19 protein-coding genes are annotated in these 18,354 nt (G+C 57.4%); 11 read left to right on the forward strand and 8 right to left on the reverse strand.

Features of this window, described 5'->3' with window-relative positions; all coding sequences use genetic code 11:
- Nucleotides 1-4: 4 nt before the first annotated feature.
- Both N8E88_RS17510 and N8E88_RS17515 read right to left on the reverse strand, forming a co-directional pair.
- Nucleotides 5-991: a Gfo/Idh/MocA family protein gene (locus tag N8E88_RS17510; RefSeq protein WP_262294791.1), complete on the reverse strand. Its 987-nt coding sequence runs from the start codon at nt 989-991 to the stop codon at nt 5-7.
- 152 nt (nt 992-1,143) lie between these two features.
- On the reverse strand, nt 1,144-2,034 hold the full coding sequence (locus N8E88_RS17515; RefSeq protein WP_262294792.1) for a LysR family transcriptional regulator: 891 nt from the start codon (nt 2,032-2,034) through the stop codon (nt 1,144-1,146).
- Between the two features lie 98 nt (nt 2,035-2,132).
- Here N8E88_RS17515 and N8E88_RS17520 point away from each other — a divergent pair, with 98 nt between their 5' ends.
- On the forward strand, nt 2,133-3,128 hold the full coding sequence (locus N8E88_RS17520; protein WP_262294793.1) for an aldo/keto reductase: 996 nt from the start codon (nt 2,133-2,135) through the stop codon (nt 3,126-3,128).
- A gap of 211 nt (nt 3,129-3,339) precedes the next feature.
- The gene (locus tag N8E88_RS17525) at nt 3,340-4,152 is read left to right on the forward strand and encodes an aspartyl/asparaginyl beta-hydroxylase domain-containing protein (protein ID WP_262294794.1); all 813 of its coding nucleotides are present in this window, start codon (nt 3,340-3,342) and stop codon (nt 4,150-4,152) included.
- Between the two features lie 215 nt (nt 4,153-4,367).
- Here the strand turns inward: N8E88_RS17525 and pheT are convergent, their stop codons facing one another.
- The 6 genes from pheT to infC form a co-directional block, all read right to left on the reverse strand.
- Complete coding sequence (gene pheT / locus N8E88_RS17530) at nt 4,368-6,782, reverse strand: phenylalanine--tRNA ligase subunit beta (RefSeq protein WP_262294795.1); 2,415 nt, start codon at nt 6,780-6,782, stop codon at nt 4,368-4,370.
- A gap of 75 nt (nt 6,783-6,857) precedes the next feature.
- Nucleotides 6,858-7,940, reverse strand: a complete 1,083-nt coding sequence (pheS, locus tag N8E88_RS17535) for a phenylalanine--tRNA ligase subunit alpha (RefSeq protein ID WP_262294796.1) — start codon at nt 7,938-7,940, stop codon at nt 6,858-6,860.
- Between the two features lie 152 nt (nt 7,941-8,092).
- Nucleotides 8,093-8,494, reverse strand: coding sequence for a 50S ribosomal protein L20 (rplT, locus tag N8E88_RS17540; RefSeq protein WP_112524827.1), 402 nt, complete (start codon nt 8,492-8,494; stop codon nt 8,093-8,095).
- A 39-nt stretch (nt 8,495-8,533) separates the two neighbouring features.
- Nucleotides 8,534-8,734, reverse strand: coding sequence for a 50S ribosomal protein L35 (rpmI, locus tag N8E88_RS17545; protein ID WP_106713409.1), 201 nt, complete (start codon nt 8,732-8,734; stop codon nt 8,534-8,536).
- Between the two features lie 193 nt (nt 8,735-8,927).
- A complete protein-coding gene (locus N8E88_RS17550; RefSeq protein ID WP_262295514.1) occupies nt 8,928-9,545 on the reverse strand; it encodes a methyltransferase family protein in 618 nt (205 codons plus the stop codon).
- A gap of 81 nt (nt 9,546-9,626) precedes the next feature.
- The gene (gene infC, locus N8E88_RS17555) at nt 9,627-10,163 is read right to left on the reverse strand and encodes a translation initiation factor IF-3 (protein ID WP_112524829.1); all 537 of its coding nucleotides are present in this window, start codon (nt 10,161-10,163) and stop codon (nt 9,627-9,629) included.
- Nucleotides 10,164-10,377: 214 nt separating this feature from the next.
- Here infC and N8E88_RS17560 point away from each other — a divergent pair, with 214 nt between their 5' ends.
- From N8E88_RS17560 to accD, 9 genes are all read left to right on the forward strand, one after another.
- Nucleotides 10,378-11,169 carry an alpha/beta hydrolase gene (locus N8E88_RS17560; RefSeq protein ID WP_262294797.1) on the forward strand — a complete coding sequence of 264 codons (792 nt, stop codon included), beginning with the start codon at nt 10,378-10,380 and terminating at the stop codon, nt 11,167-11,169.
- Between the two features lie 14 nt (nt 11,170-11,183).
- Complete coding sequence (locus N8E88_RS17565; protein ID WP_262294798.1) at nt 11,184-12,338, forward strand: benzoate/H(+) symporter BenE family transporter; 1,155 nt, start codon at nt 11,184-11,186, stop codon at nt 12,336-12,338.
- Nucleotides 12,339-12,445: 107 nt separating this feature from the next.
- A complete protein-coding gene (locus N8E88_RS17570) occupies nt 12,446-12,889 on the forward strand; it encodes a DUF2852 domain-containing protein (protein WP_262294799.1) in 444 nt (147 codons plus the stop codon).
- Between the two features lie 230 nt (nt 12,890-13,119).
- Entirely contained in the window at nt 13,120-13,878 is a 759-nt protein-coding gene (locus tag N8E88_RS17575) for a M48 family metallopeptidase (RefSeq protein WP_262294800.1), read from the forward strand.
- Nucleotides 13,878-14,519 (forward strand): YdcF family protein, encoded by a 642-nt coding sequence (locus N8E88_RS17580; protein WP_262294801.1) that lies wholly within the window; start codon nt 13,878-13,880, stop codon nt 14,517-14,519. The genes N8E88_RS17575 and N8E88_RS17580 overlap by 1 nt, the downstream gene beginning before the upstream one ends.
- 58 nt (nt 14,520-14,577) lie before the next feature.
- Nucleotides 14,578-15,237, forward strand: coding sequence for a phosphoribosylanthranilate isomerase (locus N8E88_RS17585; protein WP_262294802.1), 660 nt, complete (start codon nt 14,578-14,580; stop codon nt 15,235-15,237).
- A 56-nt stretch (nt 15,238-15,293) separates the two neighbouring features.
- The gene (trpB, locus tag N8E88_RS17590) at nt 15,294-16,544 is read left to right on the forward strand and encodes a tryptophan synthase subunit beta (protein ID WP_112524843.1); all 1,251 of its coding nucleotides are present in this window, start codon (nt 15,294-15,296) and stop codon (nt 16,542-16,544) included.
- Between the two features lie 2 nt (nt 16,545-16,546).
- Nucleotides 16,547-17,386, forward strand: a complete 840-nt coding sequence (trpA, locus tag N8E88_RS17595; RefSeq protein WP_262294803.1) for a tryptophan synthase subunit alpha — start codon at nt 16,547-16,549, stop codon at nt 17,384-17,386.
- Between the two features lie 41 nt (nt 17,387-17,427).
- Nucleotides 17,428-18,348, forward strand: a complete 921-nt coding sequence (accD, locus tag N8E88_RS17600) for an acetyl-CoA carboxylase, carboxyltransferase subunit beta (RefSeq protein WP_114429723.1) — start codon at nt 17,428-17,430, stop codon at nt 18,346-18,348.
- The last annotated feature ends 6 nt before the right edge of the window (nt 18,349-18,354 follow it).

Below are 18,354 nucleotides of genomic sequence, written 5' to 3' on the forward strand. Positions count from 1 at the left end.
CGGATTAAACGGCTTCCCAGTTGCCGCTCTCGCCTGCACGATAAACGGCGTCGATCAACTTTTGATTGAGGACGGAATTTTCAAGGGTGAACACCTCGACATCCTCTCCCTGTGCGGCACGGGCAAAGGCTTCCACCTCAAGGCAATAATGGTCGACATTGCCGAAATTATATTCGGTGGAAGTACCATGGCTGGCATCATGCAACGTGATCTTGGCGTGGTCGTATTTGCCGGTGTTGAACGGCGCGAGGACCTCGATGTAGCCCTTGTCGCCATGGAAGGCGATCGACTGGCGCGCCGCGAGCTGTGTCGCGACATAGAAGGTCAATTCGAAATCCTCGAAGTCGGCGCGGACGCTCGCATAGCGATCGGTACCGAAATCCGGATCGCGCTCGATGGTCGCCATGGCGCGAACAGGCTCCTTGCCGGTGACGAAGCGCGTCACCACGGTCGGATAGACACCGATATCCGGCAAGGCGCCGCCGCCCAGCGACAGCTGGTTGCGCATATTGCTCGCGTCCTTGTTGAAATAGGTGAAAGCTGCCTGCACCTGACGCAGCTGTCCGATTGCTCCCTGGGCGATCAGTTCGCGAACCTTCAGCCACTGTGGGTGATACGTCACCATGAAGGCCTCCGAAATCAGCACGCCATTTGTATCGCGGGCGCGCTGCAGCGCTGCGATCTCGCTGGCATGCAACGAGATCGGCTTTTCGCACAGGACGTGCTTGCCGGCTTCCGCCGCTTTCAAGGACCATTCCACATGCTGCGACGTAGGCAGCGGAATATAGACGCCGTCAATATCGTTCGAGGCCAGCATCTCCTCGTAGGAACCGAAGGCATGCGGGGCGCCGAAGCGGTCAGCGACGGCGCGCGCTTTCGCAAGGTCGCGGCTGGAAATGCCAGCGAGCACGGAATTTACCGCGTTGCATATTGCTGGAATAACCAGCGTTACCCCGATTTTTGCCGTCGATAGAACACCCCAACGAAACATAGTGACCTCTCCTTTGCGTCGATATTCACGCCATGGCAGCCTGCAAACGGCATTTTTCTGCACTCCTGTGCTCACGTACCAGAATGTACGCTGCGCTCCGGTGCTCGAAAACCACCGTTTTCGTCTCGCCCTGACATGAATCTTCACAACCCCTAGATCGTAAACTTGAAGAAATCAATGAAGGCGCGCAGTGCCGGACGCATCTGGCGGCGGCTGGGGTAATACAGGTAGACGCCGGGAAACGGCGCGCACCAATCCTCAAGCACGCGGCGAAGTTTGCCCTGGGCTATGGCTTCCGGCGCCATGTGTTGCAGCAGGAATGCGACGCCAGCACCGCCAAGAACTGCTTCGACCACGAGCCGGTCATCACCAAGAATAAGCGGGCCGTTTACGTCAAGGACGATCTCCTCGCCATCCTTTTCGAATTCCCAGCGATAGACCCGCCCACTGGAGAAACGGCGGCGGATGCAGAGATGATCGAGAAGATCGCGCGGGTGCCTCGGCACAGCATGGTTTTCGAAATAGGCCGGCGTGGCAACGATGCTGGCACTGATCGCGTCGCTCATGCGCACTGCAATCATGTCCGGCTCCAGGCTTTCACCAAGCCGCATGCCGGCATCGACACCCGTCGCGACAATATCGTTGAACGGTTCCTCGACACGCAGCTCGAGCGTCACGCCGGGATAGGCCTCGCTGAAGGCAGCAAGGCGGGGGGCGAGAAGCCAGTGCGCAGCAAAGGGCGGAACACTCAGGCGCAGATTGCCGGCAACGCGGTTGTTCGCCTCCTTGACCGCATCGAGCGCAAGATCGATCTCGCCAAGGGCCGGACGAAGCCGTTTGAGCAGCAGCGCGCCCTCTTCCGTCACGGCGACGCTGCGCGTTGTCCGGGCGAGAAGCCTTACGCCCAAACTTTGTTCGAGACTCGAAATCGCATGACTGACAGCTGACGGCGCAATGCCGAGTTCCTTGGCCGCGCCGCGAAACCCGCCACTCGCCGCGACAGTCGCAAAGATTGCCAGTTGGGGAAGCCGGGAACGATCCATTGATCTATCATATAGAACAAGCTGTGAAAGTTTAAGCCAATTATCGAACACTGCTCCACGTTCTATCTTCCACCCATCACACGTGAAGGAGATCAGTGATGGAAAAACGCAAACTCGGAACAGAACTCAGCGTCTCGGCTGTGGGCCTCGGCTGCATGGGCATGACTTTCGCCTATGGCGGGCAAGACGAAGCCGATGCAATCCGCACACTGCATCGCGCAGTGGATATCGGCGTCACCTTTTTCGATACGGCGGAAGTCTATGGGCCGTTCGACAATGAGATTCTCGTTGGCAAGGCAATGAGCGGCCGTCGCGACAAGGTTGTGATCGCCACCAAATTCGGCTTCAAGATCGCCGACGAAGGCGAGGGCATGTCGCGCATGGTCGGCGTCGACAGCCGGCCGGAACATCTGAAGGCCGTCGCCGAAGCATCCCTTGGACGCCTCGGCATCGAGCAGATCGATCTTTTCTACCAGCACCGCGTCGATCCGAACGTTCCGATCGAAGATACAGTCGGAGCCATGGCCGACCTCGTCAAGCAGGGCAAAATTAGAGCCCTTGGCCTCTCCGAAGCCAGCGCCGCCACAATCCGCCGTGCCCACAAGGTGCATCCCATCGCTGCCGTACAGAGCGAATATTCCCTTTGGAGCCGTGATCCGGAAGACGAGGTCCTCGCCGTCTGCCGCGAACTTGGTATCGGCTTCGTGCCATATAGTCCGCTTGGGCGCGGTCTCCTCACCGGCACGATCAACAAGCCGGACGAGCTTGGTGCCGATGATTGGCGCAAGACCTTGCCGCGTTTCCAAGCCGAAAACATGGATGCCAATGCGGTCCTGATTGCCACACTCAAGGGGCTCGCTGCGGATAAAGGTGTTACGCCGGCGCAGCTCGCGCTGGCCTGGGTGCTGCACCAGGGTGATTTCATCGTTCCCATTCCTGGGGCGCGCAAGATAAGGCATCTCGAAGAGAATGCAGCCTCGGCTGATATTTCCTTGTCTGCCGCTGATCTCACCAAGATTGGTGATGCGCTCTCGCCGACCCGCGTCGCCGGCAAGCGCTACACGGATGCGGGCCTCGCGTTGGTGAATGGCTGAGACAACGAGGCTTGGGGCCAAATATGCGAGAAGGGGCGGCCACGGCTGTCCCTTCTCGCGCCCTTGACAGACTAATCGACGTAAGGCCTATTCCTGACCGTCGCTGACCACTTTTAAAAGTTCGCCGGCGGTTGTATATCGCGCAAGATCGATTTGTCTCAACAAGCCGCGCCCTTCTGTCTCGCATCGCTGGCGCCGAACCTGGAATACCATGGAAAAAGCAACGAAAAAGTCCCTTCGGCGTTGGTCTGTCGGATTGGTTCTTCTGGCAATTCTCGCTTATTTTGTCCCTTATCTGGTGATCTTTTACCTGATCTGCGGCCTTTATGATTTGTCGCGCAACAAGAATTTGAACCTGCAGGTTGTCGAGCAATATTTCTTCGGCAATGGCATGTTCACCTGGATTTTGTCACCGCTCAACATTCTTCTCGACATCCTGTCGCTGCCTTACGTCAACAAGGGCGTTTACAAGCTGCAGGACCTTCCGGCCAATTATCAAGCCGAGGTGAAGCGCCTGATCACGGCGACGCAGAAGGAAAACATCGTTGGGCAGTTGCAGGCACGCGCCGAACAGCAGGCGCGCAGCATGTTCTTTTTCAAATGGTACGGCAAAGACCAGCCGAGCTTCGCCAACGTGCCATCCTTCTACGAGAAGTACAATTTCGTGAAGACAATCGGTGTATCGGTTTTCAACAAGAAGAACTCGACTTCAAAGCATTTCGGTCCGATCCGGGCAACGATACGCGTGCTTTACAACATCAACGACATGAATGACCGCACGGCCTATATCTGGTGCGGCGACACGACGAGCTACTGGAAGGACGACAAGCTGTTTATCTTCGATGACACGCTGATGCACCAGTCCGTCAACCAGACCGACCAGACGCGCTATTGCCTGTTCGTCGACATCCTGCGCCCATCTTATCTGCCGGGCCTGTTTGCCGCCATCGTTTCGTTCATGGGTGTTATTCTCAAAGGCAGCAACTCGATCTTCTACAAGAACTGGAAAGTCATCCAGAAATAGCTGTTACGGATTAGACATAGGAAAGGGGCGCGATGTGCCCCTTTTTTTGTTGACAGGATCATTGTGCGTGGTTCGACAGGCTCACCACGAGGGAGGTTGGGCATGTTGCAGGGAGATCGGCATACGGAGCTCGCAATCATACGAGCGTCCAAATGCCCTCCCTCATGGTGAGCCTGTCGAACCACGCACTACCGGATTGCAATCCGGCTTCATCGCTATCCGCGCAGCATGCCACCTGTCTGCTTGCCGACGCTTTCAACGATGCGTTTTGTCAGCGCTTCCAGATCCTCATCGGTCAAGGTACGCTCCACGGGCTGGATGGCCACTTCGATCGCAACAGACTTCTTGTCAGCGCCAAGCGATGCGCCTTCGAAAAGATCGAAGACCTGAACGCCGGTGATCAGCTTCTTGTCGCCGGCAAGAGCTGCCCGGACAATCGCGCCCGCTTCCACCGACTTGTCGACCACAAACGCAAAGTCACGGCGCACAGTCTGGAAATCCGAAAGGTTAAGCGCCGGCTTGGTGCGCGTCGCCTTCTGCTTCGGTTCGGGAATGGCGTCGATGAAAACTTCAAAGCCGCAAAGGCTTCCAGAGACATCAAGCGTTTCCAGCGTTTTTGGATGGAACTCGCCGAAGGTTCCGAGGATTACCTTTGGCCCGAGCTTGATGGTGCCGGAACGCCCCGGATGATACCAGGTGGGACCGCCGCTTTCGATCTGCAGCTTATCAACCGGAGCGCCGCACGCTTCGAGCACGGCCAGCGCGTCGGCCTTTGCGTCGAATACGCCAACCGGCCCAATATTACCCGACCAGTGACGACCCGAACCTTCGAGCTTCGCCGTGCCACGGCGAACACCTGCCGCCACGCGGCGCTGCGTTTCCGGCGTATTGCCTTCATAGGTGCCGGAGACTTCGAACAGCGCGAGGTCGTTGAAGCCGCGATCGGCATTGCGCTGAGCGGCAGCAAGCAGGCTCGGCAACAGCGATGGGCGCATGTCGGACATGTCGGCCGCGATCGGATTGGCAAGCTTCAGTTCGCTCTGACCGCCGCCAAATACTTTTGCTGACGTTTCCGAAATGAACGACCAGGTAACCGCCTCCATCATGCCGCGCGAAGCAAGTGCCCGGCGGGCATTGCGCGTACGGATCTGCAACGTAGTCAAGATCTTGCCGTTGACCGCCGCATGGCTAGCCAAGGGCTGCGGATCGATCTGGTCGACGCCATGAATACGCATGACCTCTTCGACGAGATCGGCCTTGCCGTCGACATCAGGACGCCATGACGGGACCACGACATCAACAAGCTCGCCGCTCCCTTGCGGCTTGAAGCCGAGGCGCGACAGGATATCGAGGCTGGTTTCGGCCGGAACATCGATACCGGTAAGACGTTTGACCTCCGATGCAGGGAAACGGACTGTCTTCGGTGTATGGCCCTTGTAGCCGATGACTTTCGCTTCGGATGGGGTGCCGCCGCAGAAATCGAGGACCAGCTGTGTGGCAAGCTCAAGACCGGGGATCATGAACTCAGGATCGACGCCGCGCTCGAAACGGTAGCGCGCATCGGTGATGATCCCGAGCGTGCGGCCTGTACGGGCAATATTCATCGCGTCCCAAAGCGCGGACTCGATCACGACATTGACGGTGTTCTCATCACAGCCGGAGTGTTCGCCGCCCATGATGCCGCCAATCGATTCGACCCCGTCAGCATCGGCGATGACCACATTGTCCGGGCCGAATGTGTATTCCTTGCCGTTGAGGCCGAGAATCTGCTCGCCTTCCCGGCCGCGACGCACGGTGAGATTGCCGCTGACCTTGTCGGCATCGAAAACGTGCAACGGGCGGCCGCGATCGAAGGTCAGATAGTTGGTTATGTCGACGAGCGCGTTGATCGGGCGCAGACCGATGGCGATCAACCGCTGCTGCAGCCATTGCGGGCTGTGACCGTTCTTGACGCCCTTGACTGTGCGCCAGGCGAAGCCGGGGCAAAGATGGGTATCGTCGCCAAGTTCAAGACGAACATCCACCAGCGCGGGTCCTGCGCCTTTGACCGTTTCGACTGGCTGCTGCCTGAGCTTGCCGATGCCGGCTGCCGCAAGGTCACGGGCAATGCCGTAGACGCTCGTGCAGTCCGGTCGGTTCGGCGTCAAATTGATCTCGATGACCGGGTCGTCCAGACCGGCATATGCAGCAAAGCTGGTGCCGACCGGCGCATCTGCGGGCAGGTCGATGATGCCATTATGTTCATCCGACATCTGCAATTCGCGCTCGGAGCACATCATGCCATGGCTCTCGACACCGCGGATCTTGCCGACTGACAATGTAAGGTCGATTCCCGGAACATAGGTACCTGGAGCCGCGAAGGCGCCGATCAGGCCCGCACGGGCGTTGGGAGCACCGCATACCACCTGCAGCGGCTTGCCATCGCCCGTATCGACGGTCAGAACCTGCAGCTTGTCTGCGTCGGGGTGGCGGGAAGCCGTCAGCACCTTGGCTATGACGAAGGGCTTTAGCGCCGACTTGTCGTCGAGCTGCTCGACTTCCAGACCGATTCTTGTCAGGGTCTCGACGATCTCGTCGAGTGAAGCCTCGGTCTCGAGATGATCTTTAAGCCAGGAGAGTGTGAATTTCATGATTTCACTCGTTTTCAAATTTCGAGGTTTAGAGGTTTCGGCAAGCGCCTTCGTCCCCGTGAAGCCTGTGGCGCGTTAGGCGCTCAGGCCTCCAAACAGCGTCGGCATGTCGAGCGGGCGGAAACCGTAGTGCTGGAGCCAGCGAACATCGGCATCGAAGAACGCGCGCAGGTCCGGCATGCCGTACTTCAACATGGCAATGCGGTCGATGCCCATGCCCCAGGCAAACCCCTGATACTCATCCGGATCGAGACCGCCGGCGCGCAACACTTTCGGATGCACCATGCCGCAGCCGAGGATTTCCATCCAGTCGGTGCCTTCACCGAATTTCACTTCCTTGCCAGAGCGGTCGCACTGGATATCGACCTCCAGCGATGGCTCGGTGAAGGGGAAATAGGACGGGCGGAAGCGCATCTTCAGCGACGGCACTTCGAAGAACGCCTTGCAGAATTCTTCGAGCACCCATTTCATGTTGGCGACATTGGCCGACTTGTCGATGACCAGCCCTTCCACCTGATGGAACATAGGCGAATGGGTGGCATCGCTATCCATGCGGTAGGTCTTGCCGGGAATAACGATGCGGATCGGCGGCTTCTGATTTTCCATCGTACGAATCTGCACCGGGCTCGTATGGGTACGCAGCACCCGTCGCTCGCCGGTCTCGTCGGGATTGAAGAAAAAAGTGTCGTGCATCTCGCGAGCCGGGTGACCCTCGGGGAAATTGAGCGCGGTGAAGTTGTAGTAGTCGGTCTCGATATCCGGACCTTCGGCAATGGAGAAGCCCATATCGGCGAAGATCGCAGTGATCTCATCGATGACCTGGCTGATCGGATGGATACGTCCCCGTTCTGCCGGCGCGGCGCGCACAGGAAGCGTGACGTCCACCTTTTCCTTTTCAAGGCGCAAGGCGATGGCCGCGTCCTTGAGGGCATTCCTGCGCGCGGTGAGCGCTTCGGTGATTCGGTTCTTCAAGCCATTGATGGCAGGTCCCTGGAGCTGCCGTTCTTCCGGCGACATGGAACCCAGCGACTTCAGCTTTTCCGAGATCGAGCCCTTCTTGCCGAGAGCTGCGATGCGGACAGCCTCGATGGCCGCTTCATCATTGGCTGACTCAATCTGCGCGGCAAGCACGCTTTCCAGTTCTACCAGGTCGTCCATCGTTCTTCACCTGTTGGTTTCTTGAGATCCTGTCATTTCTCTCGAAATGACCGCCTCTTGCTCGTCGATGCATAAAATCGAAAAACCCGCGCCAGCCGAGCCAGCGCGGGTTTCCCAAATCTAAATTTCCGGAATGCTTTGGGAGCGCTGGCTTAGTGGACAGCGCCTTCAAAAGCGTTCGGAGTTGTATTCTTGAGATATTCAAGCGCCTTCTTGGCAGAAGCCACGAGCGAACCGAATGCCTCCGGCTCGTGGATCGCGAGATCCGACAGAACCTTGCGGTCAACCTCGATACCCGACTTCGACAGACCGTCGATGAAACGGCTGTATGTCAGGCCATGTTCGCGGACAGCGGCATTGATGCGCTGGGTCCAGAGCGCCCGGAAAGTACGCTTCTTGTTCTTGCGGTCGCGATAAGCGTACTGCTTCGAACGATCGACAGCGGCCTTGGCGGTCTTGATGGTATTCTTGCGGCGGCCACGGAAACCCTCGGCCTGCTTCAGAACTTTTTTATGCTTGGCGTGGGACGTAACGCCCCGTTTTACACGTGCCATGATATGATCTCCTTACTGAGATGGATAACGTTTGCCCGATCAGAGACCGTTAGGCAGGAACTTCTTCACGATTTTCGCATCTGGCTCGGAAAGAACCATCGTGCCGCGTGCGTCACGAATGAATTTGTTCGAACGTTTGATCATGCCATGGCGTTTGCCAGCGGCGGCGGCTTTGATTTTGCCAGTTCCGGTAATCTTGAACCGTTTCTTGGCAGCAGATTTGGTCTTCATCTTGGGCATTTTGCTACTCCTGATTTTTGAGGCCTATGCCATTTCTGCGAAATGACTGCCTCTTGTTTTTGACTTCAGGCCGACCAAAGCCTGAAAGCATACAAAACCGCCACGGCATGCCCTGCCGGGCGGTTTGAACGCGTGCTTATTACCAGAAGTCAGAAAAAGCGCAACAGTTGAATTGCGTGAGCCGGCGAAAAGCCTAGTAGAGGCGCAACAGAACGGGCAAAATGTGTTCGCCCTGCAGGTATTCCACGAACTCGAGCAACGGATAGGAGACGAAGAACACAAGCCCATCGGTAAGCGTCCTGTAGAGCATGGACGACTTGACGCTCAGCACATCGGCTTCCCTGTAGAGCCGGGGATCGGGGAAGAAGCGCGGCACTTCGCGCTTATAACTGGTGTAGGTTTCACCGAACACCTTTTCGAGATAACCCTCTTCGGCGGTAATGACGAACTGGAAGGCAATGTAGCAAATCACGGCGAGCGCGAGCGACACCGTGAGGCTGCCGGTCATCATGCCGATGCCGAATGCGCCGATCGTGCTGAAGACATAAAGTGGATTGCGGCTCATCGAATATGGTCCGAGGCGGACGATCTCCGAACTTTTGCGCCCGCCGATGTAGAGCGTGCACCACATACGTCCAAGAATCGTCAGGACAATCACACCGATACCGAAATCCTCGATATACTCATGGACGCGATCATTACTCCATGCGGAGCGAATTGTAAGAAGTGCAACCAGGATCAAGCCGATAACGATTGCAACGGCAATGCGCCTGCGGTGTTGAAACCGGGACATGTCTTTGAGAGAGTTCAGTTCCGCCATGGTGGCCCTTCGAATTTCGGTCGGCATAGAAAAAGCCGCCCGAAGGCGGCTTTTCTATGTGCGTTGGCTGGCTTATCGCGGCGCCAGAACCATCATCATCTGACGGCCTTCAAGCTTTGGCTCGGCCTCGACCTTGGAAATTTCGACCGTATCTTCCTTGACGCGATCCAGAAGCCGCATGCCGAGTTCCTGGTGGGCCATTTCACGGCCGCGGAACCGCAAAGTCACCTTGACCTTGTCGCCCTCTTCGAAGAAACGCTTGATCGCCTTCATCTTCACATCATAGTCATGCGTGTCGATATTCGGGCGCATCTTGATTTCTTTGATTTCGACGGTCTTCTGCTTCTTGCGCGCTTCCGCCGCTTTCTTCTGACCCTGGTATTTCAGCTTCCCGAGATCGACGATCTTGCAGACCGGCGGCTCGGCATTGGGCACGATCTCGACGAGATCGAGTCCAGCCTCATCGGCCATCGCCAGTGCTGCTTGAATAGTGACTATGCCGTGGTTTTCACCTTCGGCATCAATGAGCTGTACCTGAGGTACGCGGATATCGCGGTTGGAACGAGGTCCATCTTTCTGGACCACCTGGGCTCTAAAGGGTCGACGAATGGCAGTAATCTCCTTGAATTATTTCGGACCCGCAAATAGCACCGTCAGGCCGGAGCCGCAATGCTTCTGTGCGCGGGCGCATGCCAATATCGTTATTTTTGGGAAAAATCACGCCAATCAAACATAGGTTTATTTCAGATTTATGCAATGTTGCGGGCTTCAACGATGAACTTTGCCGTGGCAAAAGGGCCGATCACGACACGGAGTTACCTTTATGAATGCACCCCTGCCCCAGTTTTTAGCCGTCAATGGCCTCGATATTGCACTGCGCCGCCGCGAAGGTCGCACGCCTGGCATTGTGTGGCTGGGGGGCTACTACTCGGACATGCTGGGCAGCAAAGCCCAATGGCTGGATCAGTGGGCATCGGAACGCGGCGTGGCCTTCCTTCGGCACGACTATTCCGGCCATGGCGAATCCGGCGGCGAATTCCGCGATGGCACGATCTCGTTATGGCTGGAGCAAAGCCTAGCGGTATTTCGGCAGTTTTCGTCCGGCCCGCAGATCCTCGTCGGCTCGTCGATGGGCGGATGGATCGCCTTGCGCATGATCGAGGAATTGCAAAGGACTGGCGAAGGCGGGCGGGTCGCAGGTCTGGTGCTCATTGCGCCGGCGCCGGATTTCACCTCGGAACTCGTCGAGCCGCAGCTGACAAATGATCAACGCCGGCAGATCGCCGAGCGCGGTTATATGGAAGAACCATCCGACTATTCGTCCGTACCCTACATCTATACAAAGGCATTGCTGGAAGACGGCAAGACCAACCAGGTTTTGAAGGGTGTCATCCAGACTGATTGTCCTGTCCACATCCTCCAGGGCATGGAGGACAAGGACGTGCCCTATACCCACGCGCTGCGATTGATGGATCATCTGCCTGTCGACGATGTGACGATCACGCTGGTGCGGGACGGCGATCATCGCCTGTCGCGTCCGCAAGACCTTGATCTTCTGACACGAACCGTGTCTTCAATGGTGGACAGAGTCAAACTCCTTCATCCGGTCCAATAGGTTCCCAAGCCCCCATGCGCTTTTCCGTGATCGCTTCTGCTGTCGTCGCTGCTGTCGTCGGCTTTGGCGGAACGCTTGCACTCATCATCGCGGCAGCGCAGGCACTCGGAGCCACCCAGGCCGAAACTGCGAGTTGGGTGACTGCATGCTGTCTCGCGATGTTCCTCGCGACGGGCTATCTGAGCTGGCGTTACAAGATGCCGATCATTGCCGCCTGGTCGACACCTGGACTGGCGCTCATCGGCGGCTCGATCGGCTTTACCATGCCGCAGGCTGTAGGGGCGTTCATTGTCACCGCGATAGCGATCATTCTCACCGGGTTGATCAAACCGGTTTCTGCCTTTGTCTCCAGGATCCCGGCATCGATAGCGTCTGGCATGCTGGCCGGTGTGCTGTTTGCATTCCTGATCGGCGCTGCACGAACCATACCCATAGACCCGGTTTTTGTACTGCCTCTTATTGCGCTCTTCTTCATCATCCGCCTGTTCAACCCGGCCATGGCAGTGCTGGCCGTGCTTTTCGGCGGCGTGATTTATGCCTTTGTCAGCGGCCGCGTTGCCAGCGTTCCTGGTGTCGAGCTTTCGACACTGACACTCATCATGCCGATCTTCGACATGCACGCGATGATCGGCCTGGCGCTGCCGCTCTATCTGGTCACCATGGCATCGCAGAACCTGCCGGGCTTTGCCGTGCTTCGTGCAGCAGGTTATGAGCCGCCGACAGCAGCGGCGTTGCAGGTCACAGGTCTGGTCTCTCTTGTCACGGCCCCCTTCGGCGCGCACACAAGCAACATGGCGGCAATTTCTGCTGCGATCTGCACCGGCCCGGACGCGCATCCCGACCCGGAAAAGCGCTGGCTGACCGGCCCGTTCTATGCACTGTCCTATCTGATCTTTGCGATTTTTGGGGCATCGCTGGTTGCCCTGTTTGCTGTCTTGCCTGCGCCGCTGATCGCCCTTGTCGCGGGTCTCGCGCTTATCGGGGCGTTCACCAACGCCCTGTCGCTCGCGCTCAAAGTCGAGCACGAGCGGCTGGCGGCGATCGTTACCTTTGCCGTCACGGCCTCCGGAATTACCATTGCGGGGATCGGCGCAGCCTTTTGGGCCCTCGTGGCTGGACTTCTCGTCATAGCCATCGACTACGCAAAGAAACGTTTCGTATTTCAGTGATTTGGAGCATTTGAAATCACAGTTTCTTGAAAAGCCGCAAAGTCTTTCCCATGTCGATATCAATCGGCCAATAGGGGCCGGGCTTTCTTGATAGGGAAGGGCTTTAGATGAACACCTCTGCTTTAATCCGTCCAGGCTGGTCTCCGGCGACCATCGCTCTGATGATTATCGGATTCATGTTGTTCTGGCCTCTCGGTTTGGCCATGCTTGCCTACATTGTCTGGGGCAACCGTTTCGGCGGTTTCAAGCACGAAATGAACAATGCGGCTGACAATGTTTGCGGTGCGTTCCGCCGAAGCCGCCGTTCTCAGCATTTCGGCCGCGGCCCATTCGGCACGGGTAATATCGCCTTTGACGAGTGGCGCGAGAAGGAACTGGAGCGGCTCGACGAAGAACGCCGCAAGCTCGAAGAGATGCGAACCGAATTCGAAGACTATGCCCGCGAACTCCGGCGCGCCAAGGACCGGGAAGAGTTCGATCGTTTCATGGCTGAGCGGAACGCTGCGCCAAAGAAACCTTCGGGTTCCGTTCCCGATACTGATCAGGAATAATTCCGAACCTGCAACGGCACCGCATCAATCCCGGTGCCGTTGTTTTTTTTCTGTTTTTGCAACTATGCTGTGCGTGGTTCGACAAGTTCACCATGAGGGGATTTGTGGGTTGCACGGATCATCGTCAACGTTGCAGGTCTTCTCACCCTGCAATCACCGAATCTACCTCATGGTGAGCTTGTCGAACCAAGCACAAGGATTTTGTAACCGAATCATTTATTGTCATCACTATGATCCTGTCCCTGTTCCGCAGCCCGCCGAAAAAATCCGCGACGCTTAAAGCCGAGCGGAGTTATGAGGTCGCGGGCCGTGTCCTGCCGCTGCTGGTAATGGAAAATCCGCGGGCGACGCGGTTGACACTGCGCATAGACCCGGGGGGCAAGGGTCTGCGCATGACCGTGCCACCGGGCATGCCTACGCGCGAGGTCGAAAAATTTCTCGCCCGTCACGAAGGCTGGATCGAGACCCGCATTGCGAAGATGCCGGATCAACCGAACGTACGCCCGGGCGTGAAGGTCCCCGTGCGCGGCGTGCCGCATCTCATCGTTCACGAACCGGCAAAGCGTGGAACTGTGCGGCAGGAAAACGGAGCCGAAGGGCCGAGGCTGATCGTCTATGGCGATCGTCCACATCTCGCCAGGCGCGTTGGTGACTTCTTGAAACGCGAGGCGCGACGCGATCTGGAAATGCTCGTCGCCCGTCACACGACAACCGTTGGGCGGCGCGCAAAGGCTGTCCGCCTGAAAGATACAAAAAGCCGCTGGGGCTCATGCACATCGGACGGTACGTTATCTTTTTCCTGGCGCATCATGATGGCGCCGCCGCCGGTTATCGACTATCTCGTCGCACATGAAGTGGCCCATTTGAAAGAGATGAACCACGGTCCGAAATTCTGGAAATTGTGCTGCGAGCTTTGCCCCGACACGGAGCGCTGCAAAGCCTGGCTGAAACGCAATGGCAGCGCCTTGCAGGCTATCGATTTCAGCTGATGGAACGCGCTTCTTCACCTGCCGTTTTGCAGGCGGCAAGAACGCTGTGGAATTTTCATCTGATATATGACGAATTGTCCGAGGTCGATGTGATCATTGGTCTCGGCAGCTACGACTTGCGCGTCGCCGATCGTTGCGCCGAGCTGTTTCACCAGCGCCTGGCCAAAAAAATTCTCTTTACCGGCAAAACCGGCAATTGGACCAACAATCTATTCGATGGCAGTGAAGCTGAAGCGTTTGCCAGGCGTGCCAAGGAACGGTTTGTTCCTGCGGACGCGATCCTGATCGAACCGCAAGCCACCAATATCGGGGAGAACATCCTCTTTTCACGTGCAATGGCGAAGGGCCAGGTTGGTCGCATCATCATTGTCACCAAGCCCCAGACCCAGCGCCGCGCCTATGCGACGGTCCGGGCACAATGGCCCGAAGTATCGGCACTTGTCACTGCACCGATGACGCCCTTCGAAGAACAACCTATCGAAGCCTACCCGTTTGAAATGTTCGTCCACGAAATGGTTGGCGACGTACAGCGAATACGCGACTATCCGTCGAAAGGCTTCCAGATAGCGCAATCCATCCCTGCATCTGTCGCGGATGCGTTCGATTTCCTTGTTAAAGAAGGCTATCACCACCATCTCTAACCATTGATCAATGCGCAAAATCCTCGACTTTGACGCATTTTCATGCGAGTGGCGGCTTATGAGCCTTGATATCAAGATATGCGGGTTGAAAACCGACGAAGCAGTGGCTGCGGCGCTGGACGGCGGCGCCTCTCATATCGGCTTCATTTTCTTTCCGAAAAGCCCCCGCTATGTCGATCCAGGCGAGGCTGGCCGTCTGCGTAAGGCTGCCAAGGGGCGCGCGATAGCAGTCGCTGTGACTGTCGATCCGGATGACGTCACGCTCGACGGTATTGTTGCTGCGATGCAGCCGGACATGCTCCAATTGCACGGCGATGAGAGCGTCACCCGGGTTGCGGAAATCAAGGCCCGTTATGGCTTGCCGGTCATGAAGGCACTTGCCTTGCGCGAACGCGGCGACCTTGAACAGATCAAGCCGTATATCGGCATGGCCGACCGCTTCCTTTTTGACGCCAAACCACCAAAGGGATCGGAGCTTCCAGGCGGAAACGGTGTTTCTTTTGACTGGGAGGTGCTGAGTGAGCTTGACGCCTCTACCGATTACATGCTTTCCGGTGGTCTCAACGCGCGTAATATCGGCGAGGCGCTGCGGGCGACGAATGCACGAGGCATCGACATTTCTTCCGGCGTCGAGTCTGCACCGGGCGTGAAGGATGTTGGCCTGATCAAGGATTTTTTCCGGGCTGTGCGCGCTGCCAAAAGCGCTGATGCGGCCTGAATATCAGAGGCGGTCGTTTCAATAAAGCGACAGGACCTCAAGAACGGAGTGATGCAGTGAACACCGTGGTTGAACCCAATTCATTCAAGACAGGCCCTGACGAGGAGGGCATGTTCGGCATTTTCGGCGGACGTTTTGTTGCCGAGACCCTGATGCCGCTGATCCTTGAACTGCAGCAGGCCTATGAAGACGCGAAGAACGATCCGTCGTTCAAAGCAGAGCTTCAGGCCCTGTCGACCCATTACGCCGGACGACCCTCCAAGCTGTACTACGCCGAGGGCCTGACAAAACATGTGCGCCAGTTGGCCAAGGATCAGGGCCTCGACGGCGGCGCCAAGATCTATTTCAAGCGCGAAGACCTGAATCATACGGGCAGCCACAAGATCAACAATTGCCTCGGCCAGATCCTGCTGGCAAAGCGTATGGGCAAGACGCGCATCATCGCGGAGACGGGCGCCGGCCAGCACGGCGTCGCATCGGCCACGGTGTCCGCCCGGTTCGGCCTGCCCTGTGTGGTCTATATGGGCGCGACTGACGTCGAGCGGCAGAAGCCCAATGTGTTTCGCATGAAATTGCTTGGCGCCGAGGTCAAGCCCGTATCATCCGGCCATGGCACGCTGAAGGATGCAATGAACGAGGCCCTGCGCGACTGGGTCTCCAATGTCGAGGATACGTATTACCTGATCGGTACCGCCGCGGGCCCGCATCCCTATCCGGAGATGGTGAGGGATTTCCAGTCGGTCATCGGGACTGAAGCCCGCGAGCAAATCCTCGAGCGCGAGGGACGTCTGCCGGACACCATCATTGCTGCCGTTGGCGGCGGGTCCAACGCAATTGGTCTTTTCCATCCCTTCCTTGACGACAAGAGCGTCGAGATCATCGGCATCGAAGCTGGCGGTCGCGGGCTCGATGGCGAAGAACATTGCGCTTCGATGAGCGCGGGGCGCCCCGGCGTCTTGCATGGCAACCGTACCTATCTCCTGCAGAACAAGGACGGCCAGATCCTCGACGGTCACTCGGTTTCGGCCGGTCTCGATTACCCCGGCGTCGGGCCCGAGCATTCATGGTTGCGCGATACGGGCCGCGTTTCCTATGTACCGATACTCGACGATGAAGCTCTCGAAGCTTTCACCCTGACAACCCGCACCGAAGGCATAATTCCTGCACTGGAATCCGCCCATGCTATCGCCCATGCGGTCAAAATCGCGCCTAAGATGGCACAGGACAAGATCATGATCGTCAACCTCTCAGGCCGCGGCGACAAGGATGTGCACACGGTCGGGCAGCTTCTAGGGATGGACATCTGATCATGAAGACGCGTATCGACAGAAAATTCGCAGCGCTCAAAGCTGAAGGGCGTCCGGCACTCGTGACCTATTTCATGGGTGGCGATCCGGACTTCGACACATCGTTGAAGATCATGAAGGGGCTGCCCGGCGCAGGTTCCGACATCATTGAACTCGGTGTGCCATTCTCCGACCCCATGGCGGATGGACCTGCCATTCAGGCCGCCGGTTTGCGCGCCCTGAAAAAGGGCATGTCGCTGACGAAAACACTCGATCTCGCCGCGCGCTTTCGGCAAACCGACGATACGACGCCGATCGTGCTGATGGGATATTACAACCCGATCTACATTTACGGCGTCGACCGTTTCCTTGTGGACGCCGTCGCCTCTGGCATCGATGGCCTGATCATTGTCGATTTGCCACCGGAAATGGATGAAGAACTCTGTATTCCCGCCATCAAGGCCGGAATCAATTTCATTCGCCTCGCGACGCCAACAACTGATGACAAGCGGCTGCCGAAGGTCCTGCAGAACACGTCGGGCTTTGTCTATTACGTGTCGATGAACGGCATTACGGGATCGGCTTTGCCTGATACCAGCAGGGTTGCGGCCGCTGTCGAGCGGATCAAGAAGCATACGGACTTGCCGGTCGTCGTCGGCTTCGGCGTCAAGACCGCTGAGCAGGCGAAGGTAATCGGCTCCGCCGCCGACGGCGTTGTCGTCGGTACGGCGATCGTCAATGCTGTTGCCAACACGATCAATCCCGACGGTTCTTTGGTGGCAGATCCCGCCGAAGCCGTTGCCACGATGGTCAAAGGCCTTTCCAGCGGTGTGCGGGCGTCAAGTCTTGCGGCGGCCGAGTAAAGCTCCTAAATCAACCGTTTGCTAGAAGAACAGGACCGATCATGAACTGGATCACGAATTACGTTCGGCCCAAGATCAATTCGATGCTTGGTCGCCGTGAAATGCCGGAGAATCTCTGGATCAAGGATCCCGAATCCGGCGAAATGGTTTTCCACACTGATCTGGAAAAGAACCAGTGGGTCGTGCCAACGTCCGGGCATCATATGCGTATTCCCGCAAAGGACCGGTTGAAGTTCTTTTTCGACGACGGCGTCTTTGAAGTGCTGGAACAGCCCAAAGTCGCGACAGATCCGTTGAAATTCCGCGATGAAAAGCGTTACGTCGACCGTCTGAAGGAACACCGCACCAAGACCGGCCAGGATGATGCCATCATCAACGCGCTGGGCACGATCGAGGGACTGCCGATCGTCGTGACCATCCATGACTTCAGTTTCATGGGCGGTTCGCTCGGCATGGCGGCGGGCGAGGCGATCATCAAAGGTTTCGAAACCGCGATCGCCCAAAAGAAACCGCTGGTGCTTTTCGCTGCGTCCGGCGGTGCTCGCATGCAGGAGGGAATTCTTTCCCTGATGCAGTTGCCGCGCACGACAGTTGCCGTCGAAATGCTGAAAGAAGCTGGTCTGCCTTACATCGTTGTCCTGACCAATCCGACGACAGGCGGCGTTTCCGCCTCTTACGCAATGCTTGGTGATATCCACATCGCCGAACCCGGTGCATTGATTGGCTTCGCCGGGCAGCGTGTCATTGAACAGACCATCCGAGAAAAATTGCCCGAAGGGTTCCAACGTGCCGAATATCTGAAGACGCATGGTATGGTGGATATGGTCGTTCCGCGGCCGGAATTGAAAGCAACCATCGCCCGGTTGCTGAAAATGCTGATGGGTGAAGCAGCCACTGAAATTGCGGAAGAACACCCGATTGAACCGGCTGTACTGCCGGTGCCGGCCGAAACCCAAGCTTGATGCCTA

Source organism: Phyllobacterium zundukense, assembly GCF_025452195.1.
Lineage (GTDB): Bacteria > Pseudomonadota > Alphaproteobacteria > Rhizobiales > Rhizobiaceae > Phyllobacterium > Phyllobacterium zundukense_A.